A 17,765-nucleotide genomic window follows, 5' to 3' on the forward strand; every position below is an offset into this window, starting at 1 on the left:
GAACCTTCCTTCTTCAAATGAAGGCGAGAGCTTAGCGGGTCTGTCGGCGTGGTCAATGGAAGAAACGTATCACGGCGCCGTATCGATGGGCCGTGCGGCCGGCTGGAACACGATATCGTCATGCAATCGCACCAGTCGAGCTAATAGCTGATTCTGCGCCGACACCGGCACGCCGTTCTGTTCCATGGCCAGGATCAGGTCCTCCGCCAGGGCATTGAAATGGGTCTCGTTGATCCCCAGCCCCGCATGGGAAGCGGACATGCCGCGACCGCTATAGGTGCACGGGCCGTCCGCCAGCGCACAGATCTGGTCGGTCAGGTTGCGATGAAGGCCGGCGATATCAACGGCCCGGAATTTCTCGGCGATACGTTCGTCTTCCACCACGATGTAGAGCAGATCCTTAACAATCAGAGCGATGCCCTTGCGTTCGCCGAGGGCGTCGTAAAGGGAGGGTGACGATTGCGGCGGCAGGCTCTGACAACCACTCAGCATTACCAGGAATAACAGCGGTAAAAGGCGGTTCACCATGGTGTCGTCTCTCTTAGAAAGCGCCTTGCAGGGACAGGTACGCGCCCTGTTGATCGTCCAGCCCGGCGATACTGCCCAGGTTTACCCATGCCGCGGTGACGGCAAGACGCCGATCCGGGAACCAGGCGACAAACAGGTCGTACCCGTCCTCTTCCTCGGCGAAGCTCAGGTTGTCTGGCTTCTGGCGATATTCGCCGCCCAACAACCATTGGCGGTTCAGGAGTAGCCCGGCGCTGGCCTCGAACACCGCTTCGTACCGGTCGAGCTCGTCACCGCCGAACCCCAGCAGTCCGCCCTGATTGGCTTTCGTGCCACGAACCACCCCGTTGACCAGCACATTGCGGCCGAGGAAACCGGCCAGGAAGAGCTTGCTGCCGGCCAGGTAGATATCGGTTCCGCTGTCGTCATTCGCGCCAACGGCTTCGGGTACGGTAAACGTGCGGTTGCGCTTGTGCTGGACGCCCAGGGACCACTGGCCGTATGAGCCGTACACCACATCGCCGGCGAGCCGGATCTTGGCGCCGAAGATGTCCTGCTGCAGGTGATCCTCATCAAGGGCCGCACCGAGGGTATCCAGGTCCAGGGTCTGACGGGCGACACTCAACTCGAGGCGGTTGTGCCAGTTCACTGCACCGGCCACGACATCGACGGTGTAATCGTCCAACGGCGCGTGGGACAGCGCCAGGGTGCCGCCCCACTCGGTATCGCTGGCGTAACCGGCCAGCACTGCCATCGGCACCAGTCCGCCGCCGGCACTGCCTTCAATGGTGGTGACGCCACCGGTGGCCCAGAGGCGACTTCCCGGCTGGGCGAGCACGGCGGTACTCGCCAGCCCCAGGATCAATACAAGTAGGGTGTTCTTCAAAACGGGTCCCGTTTCTTGGTTCTTCGGTCAGTTCCAGGAATCTTCATTCGCTTTTCAGGCGCGTTGTCGCTGATCGGCCAGGCTTTCCGAACGCTGGTCGAACGTGCCATACCAGTCGATCAATTGCTCAGGCGACATGGGCCGGCCCAGGAAAAAGCCCTGGGCCAGTTCACAGCCCCAACTTTGCAACAACCGCCAGCTTTCCTCGTTCTCGATACCTTCGGCGACGACACTCAAGCCCAGTCCATGGGCCATATCCACGGTGGATTTGACGATTAACTGGTCCTGGGGTGTGGAATCCAGCCGCAGCACGAAGGACTTGTCGATCTTCAGCTCCTGTACCGGTAACTGGCGCATCTGGGCGAGCGAACTGTAGCCGGTCCCGAAGTCGTCCACCGACAGCTTGACGCCCAGTTGCCGCAGGTTACCCAGGGTCCTTACCGCGGCCTGCGTATCGGTCATGGCGGCGCCTTCGGTGATCTCGAAGGTCAGCATCTCCAGGGGGCGGGGCCAGTCGGCGAAGATCATCTCGATAATCGTCGGCAGTGCCTGGTTGGCCAGATCCAGTGCGGACAGGTTGATCGCCACCCCGATACCGGGCATGCCGGCCGCCTGCCAGGCTCGACCGTCGAGTTCGACCTGGCGCAGGATGTGTTCTGTCAGTTGGTGGATCTGGCCGGAGCGCTCGGCAAGGCTGATAAATTCTTCCGGGTTTATGAATCCCAGTTGCGGATGCTGCCAGCGTACGAGTGCTTCTACCTGCACGACCGTAGCGGTGTCCAACCGGATCTTGGGTTGGTAGACCATGGTCAATTGCCCCTGGGCGATGGCCTGGTGCAGGTCCTGGATGATCTTCAGTTCCCTTAGATGCCGCTCTTCCCCGCCCTCGACATAAAACGCCATGCGGGTCTCATCCTTGGCGGCTTTCTCACGAGTCAAACTGAGGCGGCGGCGGATGTCGTCAAGACTGCGGGCGTGTTCGGGAAGTTGGAGAATGGTGGCCGACAGCTCCACGGCCAGGGGTGTCTGGTCAAGCTGCATGCTTTCCTCCGCCCGGGCCTTGAGCACGATTATGGCGTCCTGCAACCGGTCCTCGTCGGTACCGGGCAGAAACGTCATGAATTCGTTGCCACCGGTACGTGCCAGCATATTCTCGGCACCGACGGTGCCGCGCAGGCGCAGGCCGGTGGCGATAAGCGCCTGGTCGCCGATTTCATAACCCAGTGTTTCGCTGAGCTCTTTCAGTCCGATCACGGTCAGACTGATCAGGAAGCCGGGGACGCGCTGTTCCAGCACGGTTTTCAGGTAGGCGTCCATGGCGGAGCGGTTGGGCAGGCCGGTGAGGCTATCATGGGTGGCTTCATGCTGGATCCGGTGCTCGCGGTGGCGGATCTGGCGGACAGAATTGACCAGTACCCGTTCCAGCTTGCCCAGCTCATCCCGACTTTTCAGCCCCGGCGGTATCGGATCCTTGCCCTCGCCAATCTGCCCTGCGAACTGGGTCAACTTCAGTACCGGCCGGCCCAGCGCACGGGCCATGCCCAGTGCCAGCAGCCCTGCGAGTGCCAGACAGGCGAGTACCAGCAGGATCAGGTCCAGAGCGAGCCGGTAATAGTCGGCCAGCGCCTGTTGGCGATCGAGCAGCAGCAGGGCTTCCACAGGCGCTTCGCCTTCCTTGCCCAGCGGCGCGGTGCGGGCAAAATAGCGGCGATCGCCGATCATGCCGCTATCGGAGGTGGTTTTCTGGCTATCGCCGGCGATCGGTGTCAGGTCTCCGTCACCAAGCGTGCGGCCGTAGAAACGCGTTAGTCCCTGTTTTCCGCTGGCTGCCTGTGTCTTGTTGGCTCCATGTAGCCTGGTGGATTGGAATACGACATCTACGCCGGTAAGGCGGCTGATAATTCCGGCAAACTCATCGTCGAGGCTGAACCCCATAACCAGCCACACGCGCAGCCCTGGCGCCTGTACCGGCACCATTAACGCCTGATAGGCCTGATTCTGCAACGTGACCAGGTCGGCCGCGACGCCGTGCCGGTTGGCTTGCTGAAGCAGGCGGTCGAACGGCAGGCGGTTCTGGTTAACCAGGCCATGGAGGTTCGCCAGCAGGTTGCCTTCGCGATCGATGATCATCGCCAGGTCCGCGTTGAACCGCTGGCTATGGTTTTCCAGCACGCTGGTGATGGTGGCGGGTTCCCGGGTGGCGATGGCGGACTTGAAGCCGAAATCCTCCACCAGCACGCTTAATGTATTGACCAGCAATTGTGCGCGCCGCTGGAGGATTTCCTGGACCACTTCGCCAGCCACATCCAATTGTTCCCTTGCGCGCTCCTGCTCCTCCTCGAACGTGGAGAGCATAAAAGCCGCGGCAATGGCCAGGCTGGTGACTAGCGCCAGGGTCAGCATGGCGGCCAGCAGGCGCCCGCGGAAGCCGATGGCTGGGAGGCGAAGTTTCACAGGGCGTCGAATCGGCGTTGCAGGTCGGCGAAGGGATCGGTGTCTGTTTCAGGCGCGACCACCGCTAGTGAAATGATGTAGGGGCTTTCGGCACCGGCATCGATGATCAAGGTTTGCGGCCGCGCGTTGTCCACCAGACGCTCGTGCCACACCCGGATTTCGAAGGGTCCTTTACCCGGCGGTTCGATACGGGCGATGCCGGTAGCACCGGAGGTGGCCGTCTGGGCTGAACCGGTCACATAGACGAAGCCGCGCATCCGGTCATGGATATTGCAGCCGAGTTCCACGACACCCGGCATGTCGAAGACGACAGGCGCCTCTGGACGATCGGCGTAAAGCTCGATGTTGAAGGTCTTGGCCGGGGAGAAGGAATAGACGTGGTGCTGGGTATTGTCCAGATTGGGAAAATCCACCGCCGTGCCTACCGGCACCACCAGCAGGTGCGGGGTAAACGAACGATCCTGTTGTGCCATAACGGCCGGGTGGTCGAGTGCCTGGGCATTCGCGGCGGCCGGTATGCTGACGACCGCCTGCGCCAACGGCTCGCCGGAGACCGCGTCACGGATGCTCAGGTCGAGTGCCCAGAGCGGCGTCGCGGCCAGGGCAAGTGCCACGTGAAATAGCGGCCGAATAAGGTTGCATAAATCAATCATCGAAAAACGCCAGCAAGACTGCTTGTTGTTGGCATCCATGCATTATCGGGCTATACGAACGATGCGATCACGGGTATCTGCAAAGCGTCGCGGCCAGGCCATCCGGCAGTGACAGGATCAGGGTTCCCGAACGCCCTTTCAGCCATGTCGGGATGCGATCATCACGGCAAAGCCTAACGTCGGCCATACGAACTTGCCACTGCATGGGCTGGGATGGGTTAGCAGGGGTCGAGCCCCGGGTTCAGGTCAAAACGAATCTGGTTGCGGGTCAGCAGCTTCTCCCAGTACTCCCGCATCCAGTCCCAGGCCGTGTCCCGGGCTTTTTCCACGAATGGATTGAGGTTCAGGTTGTAGTAATCCGGCGACCGTGCAATCTGGGCCACGGTGATAGTGATCGACTGGTCCAATTCGTTGGCGAAGGGTTCGCCGATCAGGTGATGGGCCAGCAGGTTGGCCTGGGTGGCTTCCAGTTCTACCAGGCGGCTGGTGCGTGTGGAGTAGTTGTTTTCGTACATCTCTTCCATCAATCGATGACACAGGTAGGCCTTGATCAGTAGGCCGTCGAGCCCGTCATACCGAGCCAGCAGTGGCGACGGACGGGTAAAGTAGCGTATCGCCGACTCGATAAACGGCCGGAACAGAGCCACGTGACCGGAGTCCCGCGCACAGGTTTCGACACAGTCGATCAGGCGTGGCGCCATTTCGATGTACTCCACCGCGAACTGGAACAGACAGGTCGCGGGGTTGGGGCCAGACACGACGATGCTGTCCGGCAGGCTGGCTGCGCGCTCATCCATCTGTTCCAGGAAGGTCCCGGACCGGGCCTCCTGGCGGCGTGCTTGGTCAATAATGTGAAGTACTGCTGACGGTGTCATCACAGGGACTGCTCGTATCATTCCAGGATCGGGTTGCAAGACGCCTCCCAACTGCTCAAACAGGCGGTTGGGTCGTCGCCTGTGCATGTTACGGAGTCTCCCGTTCTGGTCCTGGCACGTCCTCCCTGATACTGCGGCGCCGTTTCCGTGGCGTGTGGGACGCGTGCAGAGGCTCCCTTAGGGAAACACTGAATAAATACCTACTGCGGCGAAGCACTTCGTTGCGCGGTGGTTGTGCGCAACCCCGGTCAACAGCTCACCTGCCAATCAGGTATGCCTCGCTCTTTGCGCGCCGTGCGCCTCGCGCTTCATCCCCATCAGGTATTTCTTCAGCGTTCCCCTATCAAAATTCAATTTCAGTGTAGTTGAGAAATGCGGCCGCCGCGGCAAACGTAATGTGAGTGTTTGTGTCAATCCGCATGCTTTTTGTGCGCCTCGTCACTGAACCAGACATCGTTGTGTGTATGGCTCAGGAAAAGCCATCCCATGCTGCCCGCCCGGGCCAGCATCAGGCTGGTGATGGCGAACCAGAGTCCGTGGTTGCCCCAGCCCTGGGTCAGCCACCAAACCGGCAGGTAGATCACGATCACCGAGAAAAGCATGGTGTTCTGCATGTCCCGGGTACGGGTGGCGCCGATAAAGATGCCGTCGAGCAAGAAGCCCCAGACCGCGGCGAGCGGCATGAGCCAAATCCATGGCAGGTATTCCCGCGCCGCGCCGGACACCTCGGGAATACTGGTGAGCAGGCTGATGATGAATCCGCCGCCGAAGAAGAAAAGCCCCGTAAATAAGGCGGCACCCCAGATCGACCAGCGCAGTGCCGTGCGGCATACCGCGCGGAACTGCTCCCGTTGGCGCTGGCCGACGGCTTCACCCACCAGCGCCTCGGCACCGTTGGCAAAACCATCCAGGCCGTTGGAAATCAGCATCAGGAACGTCAGCAGCACAGCGTTGGCCGCGAGGATGGTATCGCCCTGCTGCGCGCCCTGTGCGGTGAAGAACGCAAGTGATAGAAGCAGCAGGATGGTGCGCACCATGATGTAGCGGTTGACCCGCAGTATGGCCAGGTAGTCTTCCAGAACCCCGAACAGGTGCCGGTCGAAGACAAGATCCCTCGGACGGCGTTTCCACACCAGCCACAGGCCGAGGCCGGCGGCGGAATATTCGGCAATGGCGGTGGCCGCGGCCACGCCCTGGCTATTCCACCCCATGACCGTCACGAACAGCACATCCAGCAGGATATTGAGGCTGTTGGCCAGGATCAGCATGAGCATCGGGCCGCGAGGGTACTGGGTGCCGATCAGCCAACCCACCAGGGTGTACTGGCATAGCACCGCCGGCGCGCTCCAGATCCGGATATCCGTGTATTCGCGGGCGAGGACCGTGACTTCATCGCTGGCATCCATGAGGTAGAGTCCCAGCGTAATCAGCGGCCCCCGAAGCAGGATCAGCAACAGGCCGATGCCCATCGCCAGCAACAGCGAACGCACCAGTAGCGCGCTCTGGGCAAAGTCGTCCTGACGTCCATAGGCCTGGGCTGCCAGGCCGGTGGTGCCCATCCGCATGAAGCCGAACGTCCAATAGAGGATGCTGAACAGGTTGCCGCCGATGGCTACGGCACCCAGGTATTCAGGGTGGTCCAGGTGGCCCAGGACCGCGGTATCCACCAGCCCCAGGAGCGGAACGGTAATATTGGTGAGCATCAGCGGCCAGGCGAGGTGCCAGAGGCGGCGGTCGAGGGTATTTAGCGGCACTCTGCGTCGCGACACTTGATGTCCCTGTTGTCCGGGTTGAATGTTCCTGGTGTTTGTATTGGTAATGCTGGTGCTTTTATCACCAAAAAGTGGCTGTTAGAGCGATTTATTCGTAAAGGCAATAAAAAATTCGTTTTAAGACGTCTAAATTTTAAGCAGGTTTTTGAGAGTTTTCCCAACCTCTGTCTATACTCAGTGTGGTTATCCGTGAAATGACTTCCATTCCCCGGCGCCGGTTTGCTGGTGCGAGAGCATACCGAGTACAAGGGGCGGGAGGCAGGAACGCTTCCCGCAGGAAGTGTCACGCAGAAGATATCGATCAGTCCGGGGCAGAGGAAAACCGGCCGACGTTCGTGTGGAACGGGTTTTTCGTCTCGCGATCCGGGCTGTGTCAACGACAAGAACAAACTCTGTGGAGACACGGTATGCGCACGAAGGCAATGCGAGTCGGCTGTCTTTTGGCCGCACTCCCGCTGTCGCAGTCGGCTCTTGCCGACTGGACGGTCAACATGGCTCCCGGCGTAACGGACGTGAGTCGCGATATTTACGGTCTTCACATGACCATCCTCTGGATCTGCGTCGCCATCGGCGTCGTGGTGTTCGGGGTGATGTTCTGGTCCATCCTTGCCCACAGGAAATCCAAGGGCTACAAACCTGCCAACTTCCACGAGCACACCTGGGTCGAGATCACCTGGACCATCATCCCGTTTGCGATCCTCGTGGGGATGGCTATACCCGCGACCGCCACCCTGCTGGACATGTACAACACCGACGACGCGGCGATCGACGTCAAGGTGACCGGTTACCAGTGGCGGTGGAAGTACGACTTCATCAACGAGGAATTCGGGTACTTCTCCAACCTCGCGACCCCCAGGGACGAAATCTACAACCGTCTCGAGAAGAACGAGAATTACCTGCTGGAGGTGGACAATCCGTTGGTCCTGCCGGTGGGTCAGAAAATCCGCTTCCTCATGACCGCCAACGACGTGATCCACTCCTGGTGGGTGCCGGCCCTGGGGGTCAAGAAGGACGCCATTCCCGGTTTTATCAACGAGACCTGGGCCAAGATCGAGGAGCCCGGCATCTACCGCGGCCAGTGTACCGAGCTGTGCGGCAAGGATCACGGCTTCATGCCGATCGTGGTCAAGGCTGTGCCGCAGGAAGAGTACGACGCCTGGGTGCAGGAGCAGATTGCCATGGCTGAGAAAGAGCGCGAGCTGACCAGCAAGGAATGGACGCTCGAGGAGCTCATGGCCCGGGGCGAGACAGCCTACAACACCAACTGTGCCGCCTGTCACCAGGCAGATGGTTCAGGTTCGCCGCCGACTTTCCCGGCATTGGCAGGCAGTGCGATCGCGACCGGTGCGGTCGAGGACCACCTGGACGTGGTGGTCAATGGCGTGTCCGGCACCGCGATGCAGGCCTTCGGTCCGCAGCTCAGCGAAGTGGACCTGGCCGCCGTTATCACCTATGAGCGCAACGCCTGGGGTAACGACACCGGTGACATGGTCACGCCCAAGCAGGTTCTCGACTACAAGAACGCGCAGTAACAGTTCAGGCGCCCCGATGGCGGTAGGTCGCGGGGCTGCAACAGACAACAGTTACGCCGACGACAATAAGAGGCGGTTACGGGGGTTCACATGAGTGCGGTCATCGACACCCACGATCACGAACACGACCACCACGGGCCTGCAAAGGGCTTTTCCCGGTGGCTGTTCACCACCAACCACAAAGATATCGGGACCATGTACCTGATATTCAGCTTCACCATGTTCCTGCTGGGCGGGGCCATGGCGATGGTGATCCGCTCGGAGCTGTTCCAGCCCGGTCTGCAGATCGTCGAACCCGAGTTCTTCAACCAGATGACCACCATGCACGGGCTAATCATGGTGTTCGGCGCCGTCATGCCGGCCTTCGTGGGGCTGGCCAACTGGATGATCCCGCTGATGATCGGCGCGCCGGACATGGCCCTGCCGCGGATGAACAACTGGAGTTTCTGGATTCTGCCCGCCGCGTTCGCCATGCTGGTGTCGACGCTGTTCATGTCCGGCGGTGCGCCTAACTTCGGCTGGACCTTCTACGCGCCTTTATCGACGACCTACGGGCCGCCAAGCACCACCTTCTTCATCTTCGCCGTCCACATGATGGGGATCTCGTCGATCATGGGGGCGATCAACGTCATCGCTACCATCCTCAACCTGCGGGCACCGGGTATGACGTTGATGAAGATGCCCCTGTTCGTCTGGACCTGGCTGATCACCGCGTTCCTGCTGATTGCCGTCATGCCGGTGCTGGCGGGCGTGGTCACCATGATGCTTATGGACATCCACTTCGGCACCAGCTTCTTCAATGCCGCCGGCGGCGGTGACCCGGTCCTGTTCCAGCATGTGTTCTGGTTCTTCGGCCACCCCGAGGTGTACATCATGATCCTGCCGGCCTTTGGCGCCGTGTCGGAGATCATTCCCGCGTTCTCGCGCAAGCGCCTGTTCGGCTATGCCTCCATGGTCTATGCCGTGGGCGCGATCGCGCTGCTCTCTTTCGTGGTCTGGGCCCACCACATGTTCACCGTGGGTATGCCGGTGGCCGGGCAGTTGTTCTTCATGTACTGCACCATGCTGATTGCGGTACCCACCGGGGTGAAGGTATTCAACTGGGTGGCAACCATGTTCCGTGGCTCCCTGTCGTTCGAGGCGCCGATGCTGTTCGCGGTGGCCTTCGTCATCCTGTTCACGATTGGCGGCTTCTCCGGCCTGATGTTGGCGATCGCGCCGGCGGACTTCCAGTACCACGACACCTACTTCGTGGTTGCCCATTTCCATTATGTGCTCGTGCCGGGCGCCATCTTCGGCATCTTCGCTTCGGCCTACTTCTGGCTACCCAAGTGGACCGGGCATATGTACGACGAGACCCTGGCCAAGACCCATTTCTGGATGTCCTTCATCGGCATGAACCTGGCGTTCTTCCCCATGCACTTCCTGGGGCTGGCGGGCATGCCGCGGCGTATCCCGGATTACGCCCTGCAGTTCGCCGACTTCAACATGATCTCCAGCATGGGGGCCTTCATGTTCGGGGCGACCCAGTTCCTGTTCCTGTACATCGTCATCAAGTGTGTGCGCGGCGGTAAGAGGGCCGAGGCCAAACCCTGGGAAGGCGCCGAGGGTCTGGAGTGGACCGTGCCTTCACCCGCGCCCTATCACACCTTTGCCACGCCACCGGAAGTGAAGTAAGGGCAGGAGACGCGTATGACCACGGCTCAGCGACCGAAAACCAAGTCCAACGCCCGCGTGATCGGCTGGTGTCTGGCGGGCGTGGTGGGCATGTTTGCCTTCGGGTTTGCGCTGGTGCCGCTGTACGAGGTGTTCTGCGATATCACCGGCATCAACGGCAAGACTGGCGGACGGTATGAAGGCCCGGTTTCGACCGAGGTGGACCAGAAGCGGCAGGTAAAGGTCCAGTTCATCGCCCAGAACGGGCCGGGCATGCCCTGGACCTTTCGTCCCCGCCAGACCAGCATCACGGTGCATCCGGGCGAACCGACCCAGGTCGCCTTCTTCGCGGAGAACCGCACTGCTGCGGCGATGACGGCCCAGGCCATTCCCAGCCTGTCACCGTCCCAGGGCACGCTTTTCTTCCACAAGACCGAATGCTTCTGCTTCAACCAGCAGACCCTGGCTGCGGGCGAATCCATCGACATGCCGCTGGTGTTTATCGTCGACCGCGAGCTCCCGGCAGAGATCAAAACCCTGACCCTCTCCTACACGCTCTACGACCAGAGCAAGCTGGGCCAGGACGCGGCAGCGCCGGCCGTGAGTCAACAGCTGCCGCCTTGGCAACTGACTGCGCCCCGGCGACTCATGCCCTGGGAAACAATACCCTGGGCAACAATGCCCGGGAACATAACGACAACAATGACGAATAACGGATAACGCCATCGGAGGCCGCCATGGCAACAGAGCAGACGTACTACGTTCCGGAACAGAGCAAGTGGCCAATCATCGCGACCGTTGGCCTTCTCTTAACCATGGCGGGTATCGGCTCGATCATGGTCAACAGCTCCGCGGGCGAATCCACCACCACGTCCTGGGTGATCTTCTTCATCGGCGCGCTGGTCATGGCTTATATGCTGTTCGGCTGGTTCGGCAACGTTATCCAGGAGAGCCGCGCGGGACTGTACAGCGAACAAATGGATCGCTCGTTCCGCTGGGGCATGAGCTGGTTCATCTTTTCCGAGGTTATGTTCTTCGCCGCATTTTTCGGGGCCTTGTTCTACGCCCGTACCTTTGCCATTCCCTGGCTGGGCGGTGAAGGCGACAAGGGCTCCAGTAGCATCCTTTGGGAGGGCTTCCGTTCCTCCTGGCCATTGCTGCAGAACCCGGATCCCGACGCTTTCCCCGGCCCGAAGGAAGTGATTGGCCCGTGGGGACTGCCATTGGTGAACACCATCCTGCTGGTGACCTCTTCGATTACCGTGACCATTGCTCATCATGCGTTAAAAAAGGATAACCGCACCCGCGTTAAGATCTGGCTGGCGGCCACTATCGTCCTGGCCCTGGGCTTCCTCGCGTTCCAGGTGGAGGAGTACGTCCACGCCTATACCGAACTGGACCTCACCCTGCAGTCGGGTATCTATGGCAGCACCTTCTTCATGCTGACCGGGTTCCATGGCGCGCATGTGCTGCTCGGAACGCTGATGCTGACGATCATGCTGATCCGCATCACCAAGGGGCATTTTTCTGCGGAGAAACACTTCGGGTTCGAGGCGGCCAGTTGGTACTGGCACTTTGTGGACGTGGTCTGGCTGGGGCTGTTCGTGTTCGTTTACATCATCTAGGGCGTGGGGTTGAGCGTCAGGTCACCGTGCCAGAGCGCGAGCAGGATGACGGCGATCAGCAATGCACTCAGGGAAACGCGGACGATCAGGGAATTCAGTACCCGCTGGGTCTTGCCCTCATCCTTGAGCAGGAAGAACAGGCCACTGAAGAGGCTGACGACTACGGCAAACATGAGTATGACAATCAGCACTTTAAGCATGGTCTTGGCTCCCGCGGGGCGGACATTGGGTGAGTTCACTATAGCAAAGCATGGTTGAGCGGGGGCGAAGGTGGAAACCGGATTGGCGCTTGTGGCTGTTTGCGGCGCTGTTATTGCCGGTGTTGCTCGGCCTGGGTACCTGGCAGGTGCAACGGGCCGGTGAAAAATCGGCACAGCTGGAGCAATGGGACCAGCAACTGGAGGAAGGCGACTGGCCCGAGACTATAGAGCGGGGCCTGACCCTGGGGCAGCCAGTGCAACTCAGCGGTCATTACGACCCAAGCTATGTCTGGCTGCTGGACAACCGCACCCGGGATGGGCGCACCGGCTACGAGGTGCTGACCTTGTTCCAGCCAGCAAACGGACCACGGGTATTGGTCAACCGAGGCTGGCTACCGGCTCCCAAGCGGCGCAGCCAGCTACCTCCGGTGGATACGCAGCCGGGCCGCGTGCAGATCCGGGCACGAGTGGCGGACTACCCGACGCCGCCGGTGCTGGCAGACACGCCGGAAGAAAACGGCTGGCCGCGACGCGTTCAGGCGCTCCGTCCGGACGACGTGCAGGCTGTGGCCCCGGACGTTGTTGGCCGCATGCTACGGCTGGAGAATCCAGGCCAGCCCGGTGCCTTCCGCGCCGACTGGGCGCCGGACCTGATGGGGCCGCAAACCCATTACGGCTACGCGCTGCAATGGTTCTCGCTGGCCACGGCGCTGGTGGTACTGACGGTAGTGGCAAGTTTCAGAAAGGAGAAGTCGCAGGATGAGCATGGCAATGGCTGAGTCCGAACAGCACAAGCCAGAACCCACCCCGGCACAGGTCAGGCGCGGGCGCCGTATTGCGTTGCTGCTGTTCGCGATCGGCTTTGGGCCGATGATCGTGGCCACTGTCATGTTCTATACCGGCTGGATGAATCCGACCGGGCAATCCAATAACGGCACGCTGGTCCGGCCACCGGTCGCCGTGGCAGATCTGGGTCTGGTGAATGGTGACGGCGAACCATTGGCGGATCGGTTCGGTCCGCAGAAAGCGGACGCGACCTGGATGATGCTGGTGGTCGCTGGCGGCGAATGCGCTGCCGAATGCCAGGAACAGGTTTACCTGGCCCGTCAGGTCAATACGGCACTGGGCAAGAATCAGGATCGCATGCAGCGTGCGGCATACCTGGAGCAGGCTCCTGACGATCTTTCAGGCTACCCGGACATGCCCCTGATGCAATCGGGCAACGGTGAATCACCGCGGTGGCCGGGCAATGTGGATATCGAGCGTACACCGCAGATCTACGTCATCGACCCGTTCGGCAACATCATGATGCGCTACGGGCCGGGCCACACCGGCAAGGCGATGCTTGAAGACCTCAAGCACCTGATGAAGATCTCCCATATCGGTTGAACCGGCAACCGACCTGAAAAGGAAACGCTGAAGAAATGCCTGATGTGGATGAAGCGCAAGGCGCACGGAACGCAGCAAGCGAGGCATACCCGCCGGGTAGGTGAGCTTGCGAGTACCGCGCAACGCAGCCGATTCGCCGCAGCAGGTATTTATTCAGTGTTTCCGAAACTGTTTCGGGGGTTGAGGATGAGAACCACAGCAGCGGATCGCAGGGACCATCATCGCCGTTTCATGGCACGTCTGGCGCTGGTCGCTACCGTGCTGACGGTGGTTGTGGTCATGCTCGGCGCCTGGACGCGCTTGGTGCATGCGGGACTGGGTTGCCCCGACTGGCCCGGCTGCTACGGTTTCCTCAGTGTTCCCCAGAGTGCTGAACACATTGCCATTGCCGAGGCTCGATTCCCCCACGCGCCGGTGGATGTCAGCAAGGGCTGGCCGGAAATGATCCACCGGTATGCTGCAGGTACCCTCTCGTTGCTGGTCTTCACACTGGCTGGGTATGGGTTTCGCCATCGCCGGGAGGGTCTGCCCTGGAAGCATGCGTTGTTCATTGCCGGCTTCGTGGTGCTGCAGGCGGCTTTCGGCATGTGGACGGTGACGCTCAAGCTCTGGCCCCAGGTCGTGGCCCTCCATCTCCTGGGTGGATTCACGACCCTGAGTCTGCTGTTCCTGCTCACCCTGCGATTGCGCGGCAAGCAGCCCAAGGCCGGAGCGCGTCTGGCCGAGGCGCTGGCACGTATGAAACCGTGGGTGTTCGGTGCCATGATGCTGGTGATCATCCAGATCGCCCTTGGGGCCTGGACCGCCGCCAATTACGCCGCGGTGGCCTGCACCGACCTGCCAACCTGCCATGGCGAATGGTGGCCGCAGATGGATTTCCGCCATGGCTTCGATATCACCCAGGCGGTGGGACCGAATTATCTCGGTGGGCAACTGACCAACGATGGCCGCGTGGCGATCCACGTGACCCACCGGTTTGGGGCCCTGGTGCTCACAATCTACCTCAGCCTCCTGCTGATCCGGCTCTGGCCGGCAGCACGGGAGGCTGCCATGGGACGCTGGGTTGCATTAGCTGGCGGTGTCCTGCTGGCCCAGGTGGCGCTCGGCGTGGCCAACGTACTGATGCACATCCCGTTGCCCATTGCCGTCGCCCATAACGCACTCGGCGCCGGCTTGCTGCTGGCAGTGGTGAACCTGCTCTGGCGTATACAGCCGTTCCATGTGGTCCGGAGAGCGCCCAAACCCGCACGAATCAAACAGGAGTTGCCTGCATGAGCCAGCCATCCAATGCAGCCGTCGCCCAGTCCAGACCGGCCACCTGGCGGGATTTTCTGGAGCTGACCAAGCCGCGCGTGGTCGCCCTGATGATGCTGACCGCGGTGATCGGCATGCTGTTGGCCCGCCCGGGCGTGCCGGACTGGACGGTGTTCGTGTTCGGCAATATGGGGATTGCCTTCCTGGCGGCGGCGGCGGCGGTGGTAAACCACGTGGTGGACTACAAGATCGACACGGTCATGGCCCGCACCCGCAAACGGCCCGTGGCGACCGGCCGGGTCACCACGATGGATGCACTGGTTTTCGCCCTCACCCTGGCGCTGGCGGGTATGCTGGTGCTGGTCTGGCAGGTCAATGCCCTCACCGCCTGGCTTACCCTGGCCTCACTGGTCGGCTATGCCGGTGTCTATACCCTCTTCCTCAAGCGCGCCACGCCGCAGAATATCGTGATCGGCGGTATCGCCGGCGCCATGCCGCCACTACTGGGCTGGACGGCGGTTACTGGCCAGGTGGATGGCCACGCGCTACTGCTGGTGCTGATCATCTTCGCCTGGACGCCGCCGCATTTCTGGGCCCTGGCGATCCACCGCAAGGAGGAATATGCCAAGGCGGGCATTCCCATGCTGCCGGTCACCCACGGCAACCGCTATACAGAGCTCCACATCCTGCTCTATACGCTGATGTTGATCGCGGTAAGCATGCTGCCTTTCGCCACCGGTATGTCCGGCGGTATCTACCTGGTCGGAGCCCTGGCGCTGGGACTGCGATTCCTGCAATATGCCATTCGACTGTTGCGGGGCGACGATCGCCGGGTGGCACTGGAAACCTTCAAGTATTCCATTACCTATCTGATGGCACTTTTCGTGGTCCTGCTGGTCGATCATTTCGTGTTTTTCTGATCGTCGCCCGTTAATGACCATGGATTGAGGTGCATGAGCCAAGAGAACGCCCGCAAACGTATCCGCCTGACCCTCATTGGGCTGCTCCTGCTGGTGGCGCTAGTGATCGGCATGGTGGTCGCACGTCAGGTGTTCCTGGTCCCGGATGCGCAGGATGGGCCGCCGCCCCCAGAGCTCAGCGCGCTGAATACCTTCGTCTACGAGGAAGGGCGGCCGCTGGCCGACTTTACCCTGACCAACGAACAGGGTGAAACCGTGACCAATGAAGCACTCAAAGGTCGCTGGACCTTCGTTTTCGTCGGCTATACCTACTGTCCGGATGTCTGCCCTGCGACGATGGCGATGTTGCGCCGCACCGGCGAAGCCATTCCCGCGGATCTCCCCGAGCCCACCTACCTGCTGGTATCCGCCGATCCGGAACGGGACACGCCGGAACGCCTGGGTGAATACCTGGACTTCTTCGGCGAGGATTTCCACGGTCTGACCGGCGATATGGACACCCTGAAAGACCTGGCGAAGAGCATGAATGCGGTCTTCGTTCACCGGAAGGATGAGAAGGGTAATGTCCTGGTGGACCACAGCGCTCATTTGGCACTGCTCAATCCGGACGGCGAGATGATCGCGGTCATCCAACCACCGCTGAAGCCGGACAGCGTGGCAAAGGCCTTTGGCGAAATCTATCAGTGGGCCAAGGCCAAGCGGGATATTGGCGCCTGAGGGCTGAGTTCTGCTTGTATCGGTTGTCTTCGCCCTCACTGACCCTTTTCAGGGCATCCACCGTTCTCTAAACTCTCCCTCCCCCTTCTGTTGCCCAGGAAAGCACCATGGCTTCGTCGTCCCGGCCCGGCCCTGCAAATCGTGATGTGCTGATGGCCCTCTCCGCCGGGGCCATTGTCCTGCTGGTGGTCCATACCCTGGGCCGTTTCTACTACACGCCGCTGCTGCCTTACCTGGTGGATGATGGCCTGCTCGATCCGCAACAGGCCGCTTCACTGGCCACCTGGAACTACCTCGGCTACCTCATGGGCGCGATGCTGGCGATCCGCTGGCACCGCATCGATCACATACGCTTCCTCCTGCCCCTTTCACTGGCGGTTCATGTGCTGACCACACTGTTACAGACTCAAGTGGAGCAGGTGGCGGTGCTGGACGCGGTGCGCTGGCTCAACGGCGTGGCCAACGGCGTAGTGTTCGTGCAGGCGCCGGCATTGATTCTTGAATGGCTGGTGCTGCGCAACCGGGCATCCATGAGTGGGTTGGTCTATCTCGGTGTCGGTATCGGCCTGCTGATGTCCAGCGCGCTGGTGAGTTATTCCGCCGACTGGTTGTCGGGCCCGGAACGCTGGTGGCCGGCATTGGTGCTGTCGATTCCGTTGTGCTGGTGGGGCTGGCGGCGTCTCAGCCGGTTGGACGTTCCAGTACGCCCGCAAAAGGCTGACGGCACGGCCATCGCCGAGGGCAAGTCGCCGCTGTTTGACCGCGCGAGCATGCCGCTCTTCCTGTCCTATCTTGGGGCAGGCCTCGGCTATATCCTGCCCATGACCTTCCTGCCGTTGCTGGCCAGGATGCAATTGGCCGAGGGCGACTGGCTGGTCGATGGTTCCTGGCTCATCGTGGCCCTGGCGACCATTCCGTCTGCCTATATCTGGAATCATCTCGGCGGGCGTATCGGCGACCTGCCGGCCATTCGGATCAACTTCGTGGTCCAGTTGGTGGGCGTGCTGGCCGCGGTCCTCTGGCCGGGGCCGGTGGGGATTGTGCTCTGTGGCATGCTGGTGGGCGGGACGTTCCTCGGCACCGTGCTGCTGACCCAGCGTATCGCCCGCGCCTTGCACCCCCACCAGGGGCCACGGTTATCGGCTGCGATGGTTGCGCTCTACGCCTTTTCGCAAATGGCCGGCCCTTGGCTGGTCAAACAGTGGCTCGATTTCGGCGGCACCCTGGAAAGTGCCTTCTGGATTGGCGTGGGTGCGTTGGTCTGGGGTTTGGTGTTCGCCTGCCTCGTTCCGAGGCCGGAGGCCTGGCACCGCCGTGCCGCCTAG

17 protein-coding genes are annotated in these 17,765 nt (G+C 61.2%); 10 read left to right on the forward strand and 7 right to left on the reverse strand.

Annotation, left to right across the window (positions count from 1 at the left end; all coding sequences use genetic code 11):
* Nucleotides 1–69: 69 nt before the first annotated feature.
* The 6 genes from RE428_RS00155 to RE428_RS00180 all read right to left on the reverse strand — a co-directional run bounded on the left by RE428_RS00155 (nucleotide 70) and on the right by RE428_RS00180 (nucleotide 7,078).
* On the reverse strand, nucleotides 70–528 hold the full coding sequence (locus tag RE428_RS00155; RefSeq protein WP_004579581.1) for a group I truncated hemoglobin: 459 nt from the start codon (nucleotides 526–528) through the stop codon (nucleotides 70–72).
* Nucleotides 529–541: 13 nt separating this feature from the next.
* Nucleotides 542–1,393 (reverse strand): DUF3034 family protein, encoded by an 852-nt coding sequence (locus RE428_RS00160; protein ID WP_004579580.1) that lies wholly within the window; start codon nucleotides 1,391–1,393, stop codon nucleotides 542–544.
* A gap of 54 nt (nucleotides 1,394–1,447) precedes the next feature.
* Nucleotides 1,448–3,847, reverse strand: a complete 2,400-nt coding sequence (locus RE428_RS00165; protein WP_004579579.1) for a putative bifunctional diguanylate cyclase/phosphodiesterase — start codon at nucleotides 3,845–3,847, stop codon at nucleotides 1,448–1,450.
* A complete protein-coding gene (locus RE428_RS00170; protein WP_205624591.1) occupies nucleotides 3,844–4,500 on the reverse strand; it encodes a methylamine utilization protein in 657 nt (218 codons plus the stop codon). Before RE428_RS00170 ends, RE428_RS00165 begins: the two co-directional genes overlap by 4 nt.
* Nucleotides 4,501–4,718: 218 nt before the next feature.
* The gene (locus tag RE428_RS00175; protein WP_004579577.1) at nucleotides 4,719–5,375 is read right to left on the reverse strand and encodes a hypothetical protein; all 657 of its coding nucleotides are present in this window, start codon (nucleotides 5,373–5,375) and stop codon (nucleotides 4,719–4,721) included.
* A 410-nt stretch (nucleotides 5,376–5,785) separates the two neighbouring features.
* The gene (locus RE428_RS00180; RefSeq protein WP_081614635.1) at nucleotides 5,786–7,078 is read right to left on the reverse strand and encodes an MATE family efflux transporter; all 1,293 of its coding nucleotides are present in this window, start codon (nucleotides 7,076–7,078) and stop codon (nucleotides 5,786–5,788) included.
* 476 nt (nucleotides 7,079–7,554) lie between these two features.
* Here RE428_RS00180 and coxB point away from each other — a divergent pair, with 476 nt between their 5' ends.
* The 4 genes from coxB (at nucleotide 7,555) to RE428_RS00200 (ending at nucleotide 11,960) form a co-directional block, all read left to right on the forward strand.
* On the forward strand, nucleotides 7,555–8,679 hold the full coding sequence (coxB, locus tag RE428_RS00185) for a cytochrome c oxidase subunit II (RefSeq protein WP_004579575.1): 1,125 nt from the start codon (nucleotides 7,555–7,557) through the stop codon (nucleotides 8,677–8,679).
* 90 nt (nucleotides 8,680–8,769) lie between these two features.
* On the forward strand, nucleotides 8,770–10,356 hold the full coding sequence (gene ctaD, locus RE428_RS00190; protein WP_004579574.1) for a cytochrome c oxidase subunit I: 1,587 nt from the start codon (nucleotides 8,770–8,772) through the stop codon (nucleotides 10,354–10,356).
* 15 nt (nucleotides 10,357–10,371) lie between these two features.
* Nucleotides 10,372–11,055 carry a cytochrome c oxidase assembly protein gene (locus RE428_RS00195; protein WP_004579573.1) on the forward strand — a complete coding sequence of 228 codons (684 nt, stop codon included), beginning with the start codon at nucleotides 10,372–10,374 and terminating at the stop codon, nucleotides 11,053–11,055.
* Nucleotides 11,056–11,072: 17 nt separating this feature from the next.
* On the forward strand, nucleotides 11,073–11,960 hold the full coding sequence (locus RE428_RS00200) for a cytochrome c oxidase subunit 3 (protein WP_004579572.1): 888 nt from the start codon (nucleotides 11,073–11,075) through the stop codon (nucleotides 11,958–11,960).
* Here RE428_RS00200 and RE428_RS00205 read toward each other — a convergent pair.
* Nucleotides 11,957–12,160, reverse strand: a complete 204-nt coding sequence (locus RE428_RS00205) for a twin transmembrane helix small protein (RefSeq protein ID WP_004579571.1) — start codon at nucleotides 12,158–12,160, stop codon at nucleotides 11,957–11,959. The two genes, RE428_RS00200 and RE428_RS00205, sit on opposite strands and share 4 nt — an antisense overlap.
* 89 nt (nucleotides 12,161–12,249) lie before the next feature.
* Between RE428_RS00205 and RE428_RS00210 the strand changes: the two genes are divergently transcribed.
* The 6 genes from RE428_RS00210 to RE428_RS00235 all read left to right on the forward strand — a co-directional run bounded on the left by RE428_RS00210 (nucleotide 12,250) and on the right by RE428_RS00235 (nucleotide 17,765).
* On the forward strand, nucleotides 12,250–12,939 hold the full coding sequence (locus RE428_RS00210; RefSeq protein WP_004579570.1) for an SURF1 family protein: 690 nt from the start codon (nucleotides 12,250–12,252) through the stop codon (nucleotides 12,937–12,939).
* Nucleotides 12,932–13,549, forward strand: a complete 618-nt coding sequence (locus tag RE428_RS00215) for a hypothetical protein (RefSeq protein WP_227500186.1) — start codon at nucleotides 12,932–12,934, stop codon at nucleotides 13,547–13,549. The genes RE428_RS00210 and RE428_RS00215 overlap by 8 nt, the downstream gene beginning before the upstream one ends.
* 186 nt (nucleotides 13,550–13,735) lie before the next feature.
* A complete protein-coding gene (locus tag RE428_RS00220) occupies nucleotides 13,736–14,824 on the forward strand; it encodes a COX15/CtaA family protein (RefSeq protein ID WP_040882961.1) in 1,089 nt (362 codons plus the stop codon).
* Entirely contained in the window at nucleotides 14,821–15,723 is a 903-nt protein-coding gene (cyoE, locus tag RE428_RS00225; RefSeq protein WP_004579567.1) for a heme o synthase, read from the forward strand. The genes RE428_RS00220 and cyoE overlap by 4 nt, the downstream gene beginning before the upstream one ends.
* 33 nt (nucleotides 15,724–15,756) lie before the next feature.
* Complete coding sequence (locus RE428_RS00230) at nucleotides 15,757–16,440, forward strand: SCO family protein (protein ID WP_004579566.1); 684 nt, start codon at nucleotides 15,757–15,759, stop codon at nucleotides 16,438–16,440.
* Nucleotides 16,441–16,547: 107 nt separating this feature from the next.
* Entirely contained in the window at nucleotides 16,548–17,765 is a 1,218-nt protein-coding gene (locus RE428_RS00235; protein WP_004579565.1) for a YbfB/YjiJ family MFS transporter, read from the forward strand.

Source organism: Marinobacter nanhaiticus D15-8W (assembly GCF_036511935.1).
In the GTDB taxonomy this organism is placed as follows: Bacteria; Pseudomonadota; Gammaproteobacteria; order Pseudomonadales; family Oleiphilaceae; genus Marinobacter_A; species Marinobacter_A nanhaiticus.

Coding starts and splice junctions, on each gene's coding strand:
- RE428_RS00200 (WP_004579572.1), top strand. CDS start 11,073: ATGGCAACAGAGCAGACGTACTACGTTCCGGAACAGAGCAAGTGGCCA.
- RE428_RS00230 (WP_004579566.1), top strand. CDS start 15,757: ATGAGCCAAGAGAACGCCCGCAAACGTATCCGCCTGACCCTCATTGGG.
- RE428_RS00235 (WP_004579565.1), top strand. CDS start 16,548: ATGGCTTCGTCGTCCCGGCCCGGCCCTGCAAATCGTGATGTGCTGATG.
- coxB (WP_004579575.1), top strand. CDS start 7,555: ATGCGCACGAAGGCAATGCGAGTCGGCTGTCTTTTGGCCGCACTCCCG.
- cyoE (WP_004579567.1), top strand. CDS start 14,821: ATGAGCCAGCCATCCAATGCAGCCGTCGCCCAGTCCAGACCGGCCACC.
- RE428_RS00175 (WP_004579577.1), bottom strand. CDS start 5,375: ATGACACCGTCAGCAGTACTTCACATTATTGACCAAGCACGCCGCCAG.
- RE428_RS00220 (WP_040882961.1), top strand. CDS start 13,736: ATGAGAACCACAGCAGCGGATCGCAGGGACCATCATCGCCGTTTCATG.
- RE428_RS00155 (WP_004579581.1), bottom strand. CDS start 528: ATGGTGAACCGCCTTTTACCGCTGTTATTCCTGGTAATGCTGAGTGGT.
- ctaD (WP_004579574.1), top strand. CDS start 8,770: ATGAGTGCGGTCATCGACACCCACGATCACGAACACGACCACCACGGG.
- RE428_RS00195 (WP_004579573.1), top strand. CDS start 10,372: ATGACCACGGCTCAGCGACCGAAAACCAAGTCCAACGCCCGCGTGATC.
- RE428_RS00170 (WP_205624591.1), bottom strand. CDS start 4,500: ATGATTGATTTATGCAACCTTATTCGGCCGCTATTTCACGTGGCACTT.
- RE428_RS00180 (WP_081614635.1), bottom strand. CDS start 7,078: ATGCTCACCAATATTACCGTTCCGCTCCTGGGGCTGGTGGATACCGCG.
- RE428_RS00215 (WP_227500186.1), top strand. CDS start 12,932: ATGGCTGAGTCCGAACAGCACAAGCCAGAACCCACCCCGGCACAGGTC.
- RE428_RS00205 (WP_004579571.1), bottom strand. CDS start 12,160: ATGCTTAAAGTGCTGATTGTCATACTCATGTTTGCCGTAGTCGTCAGC.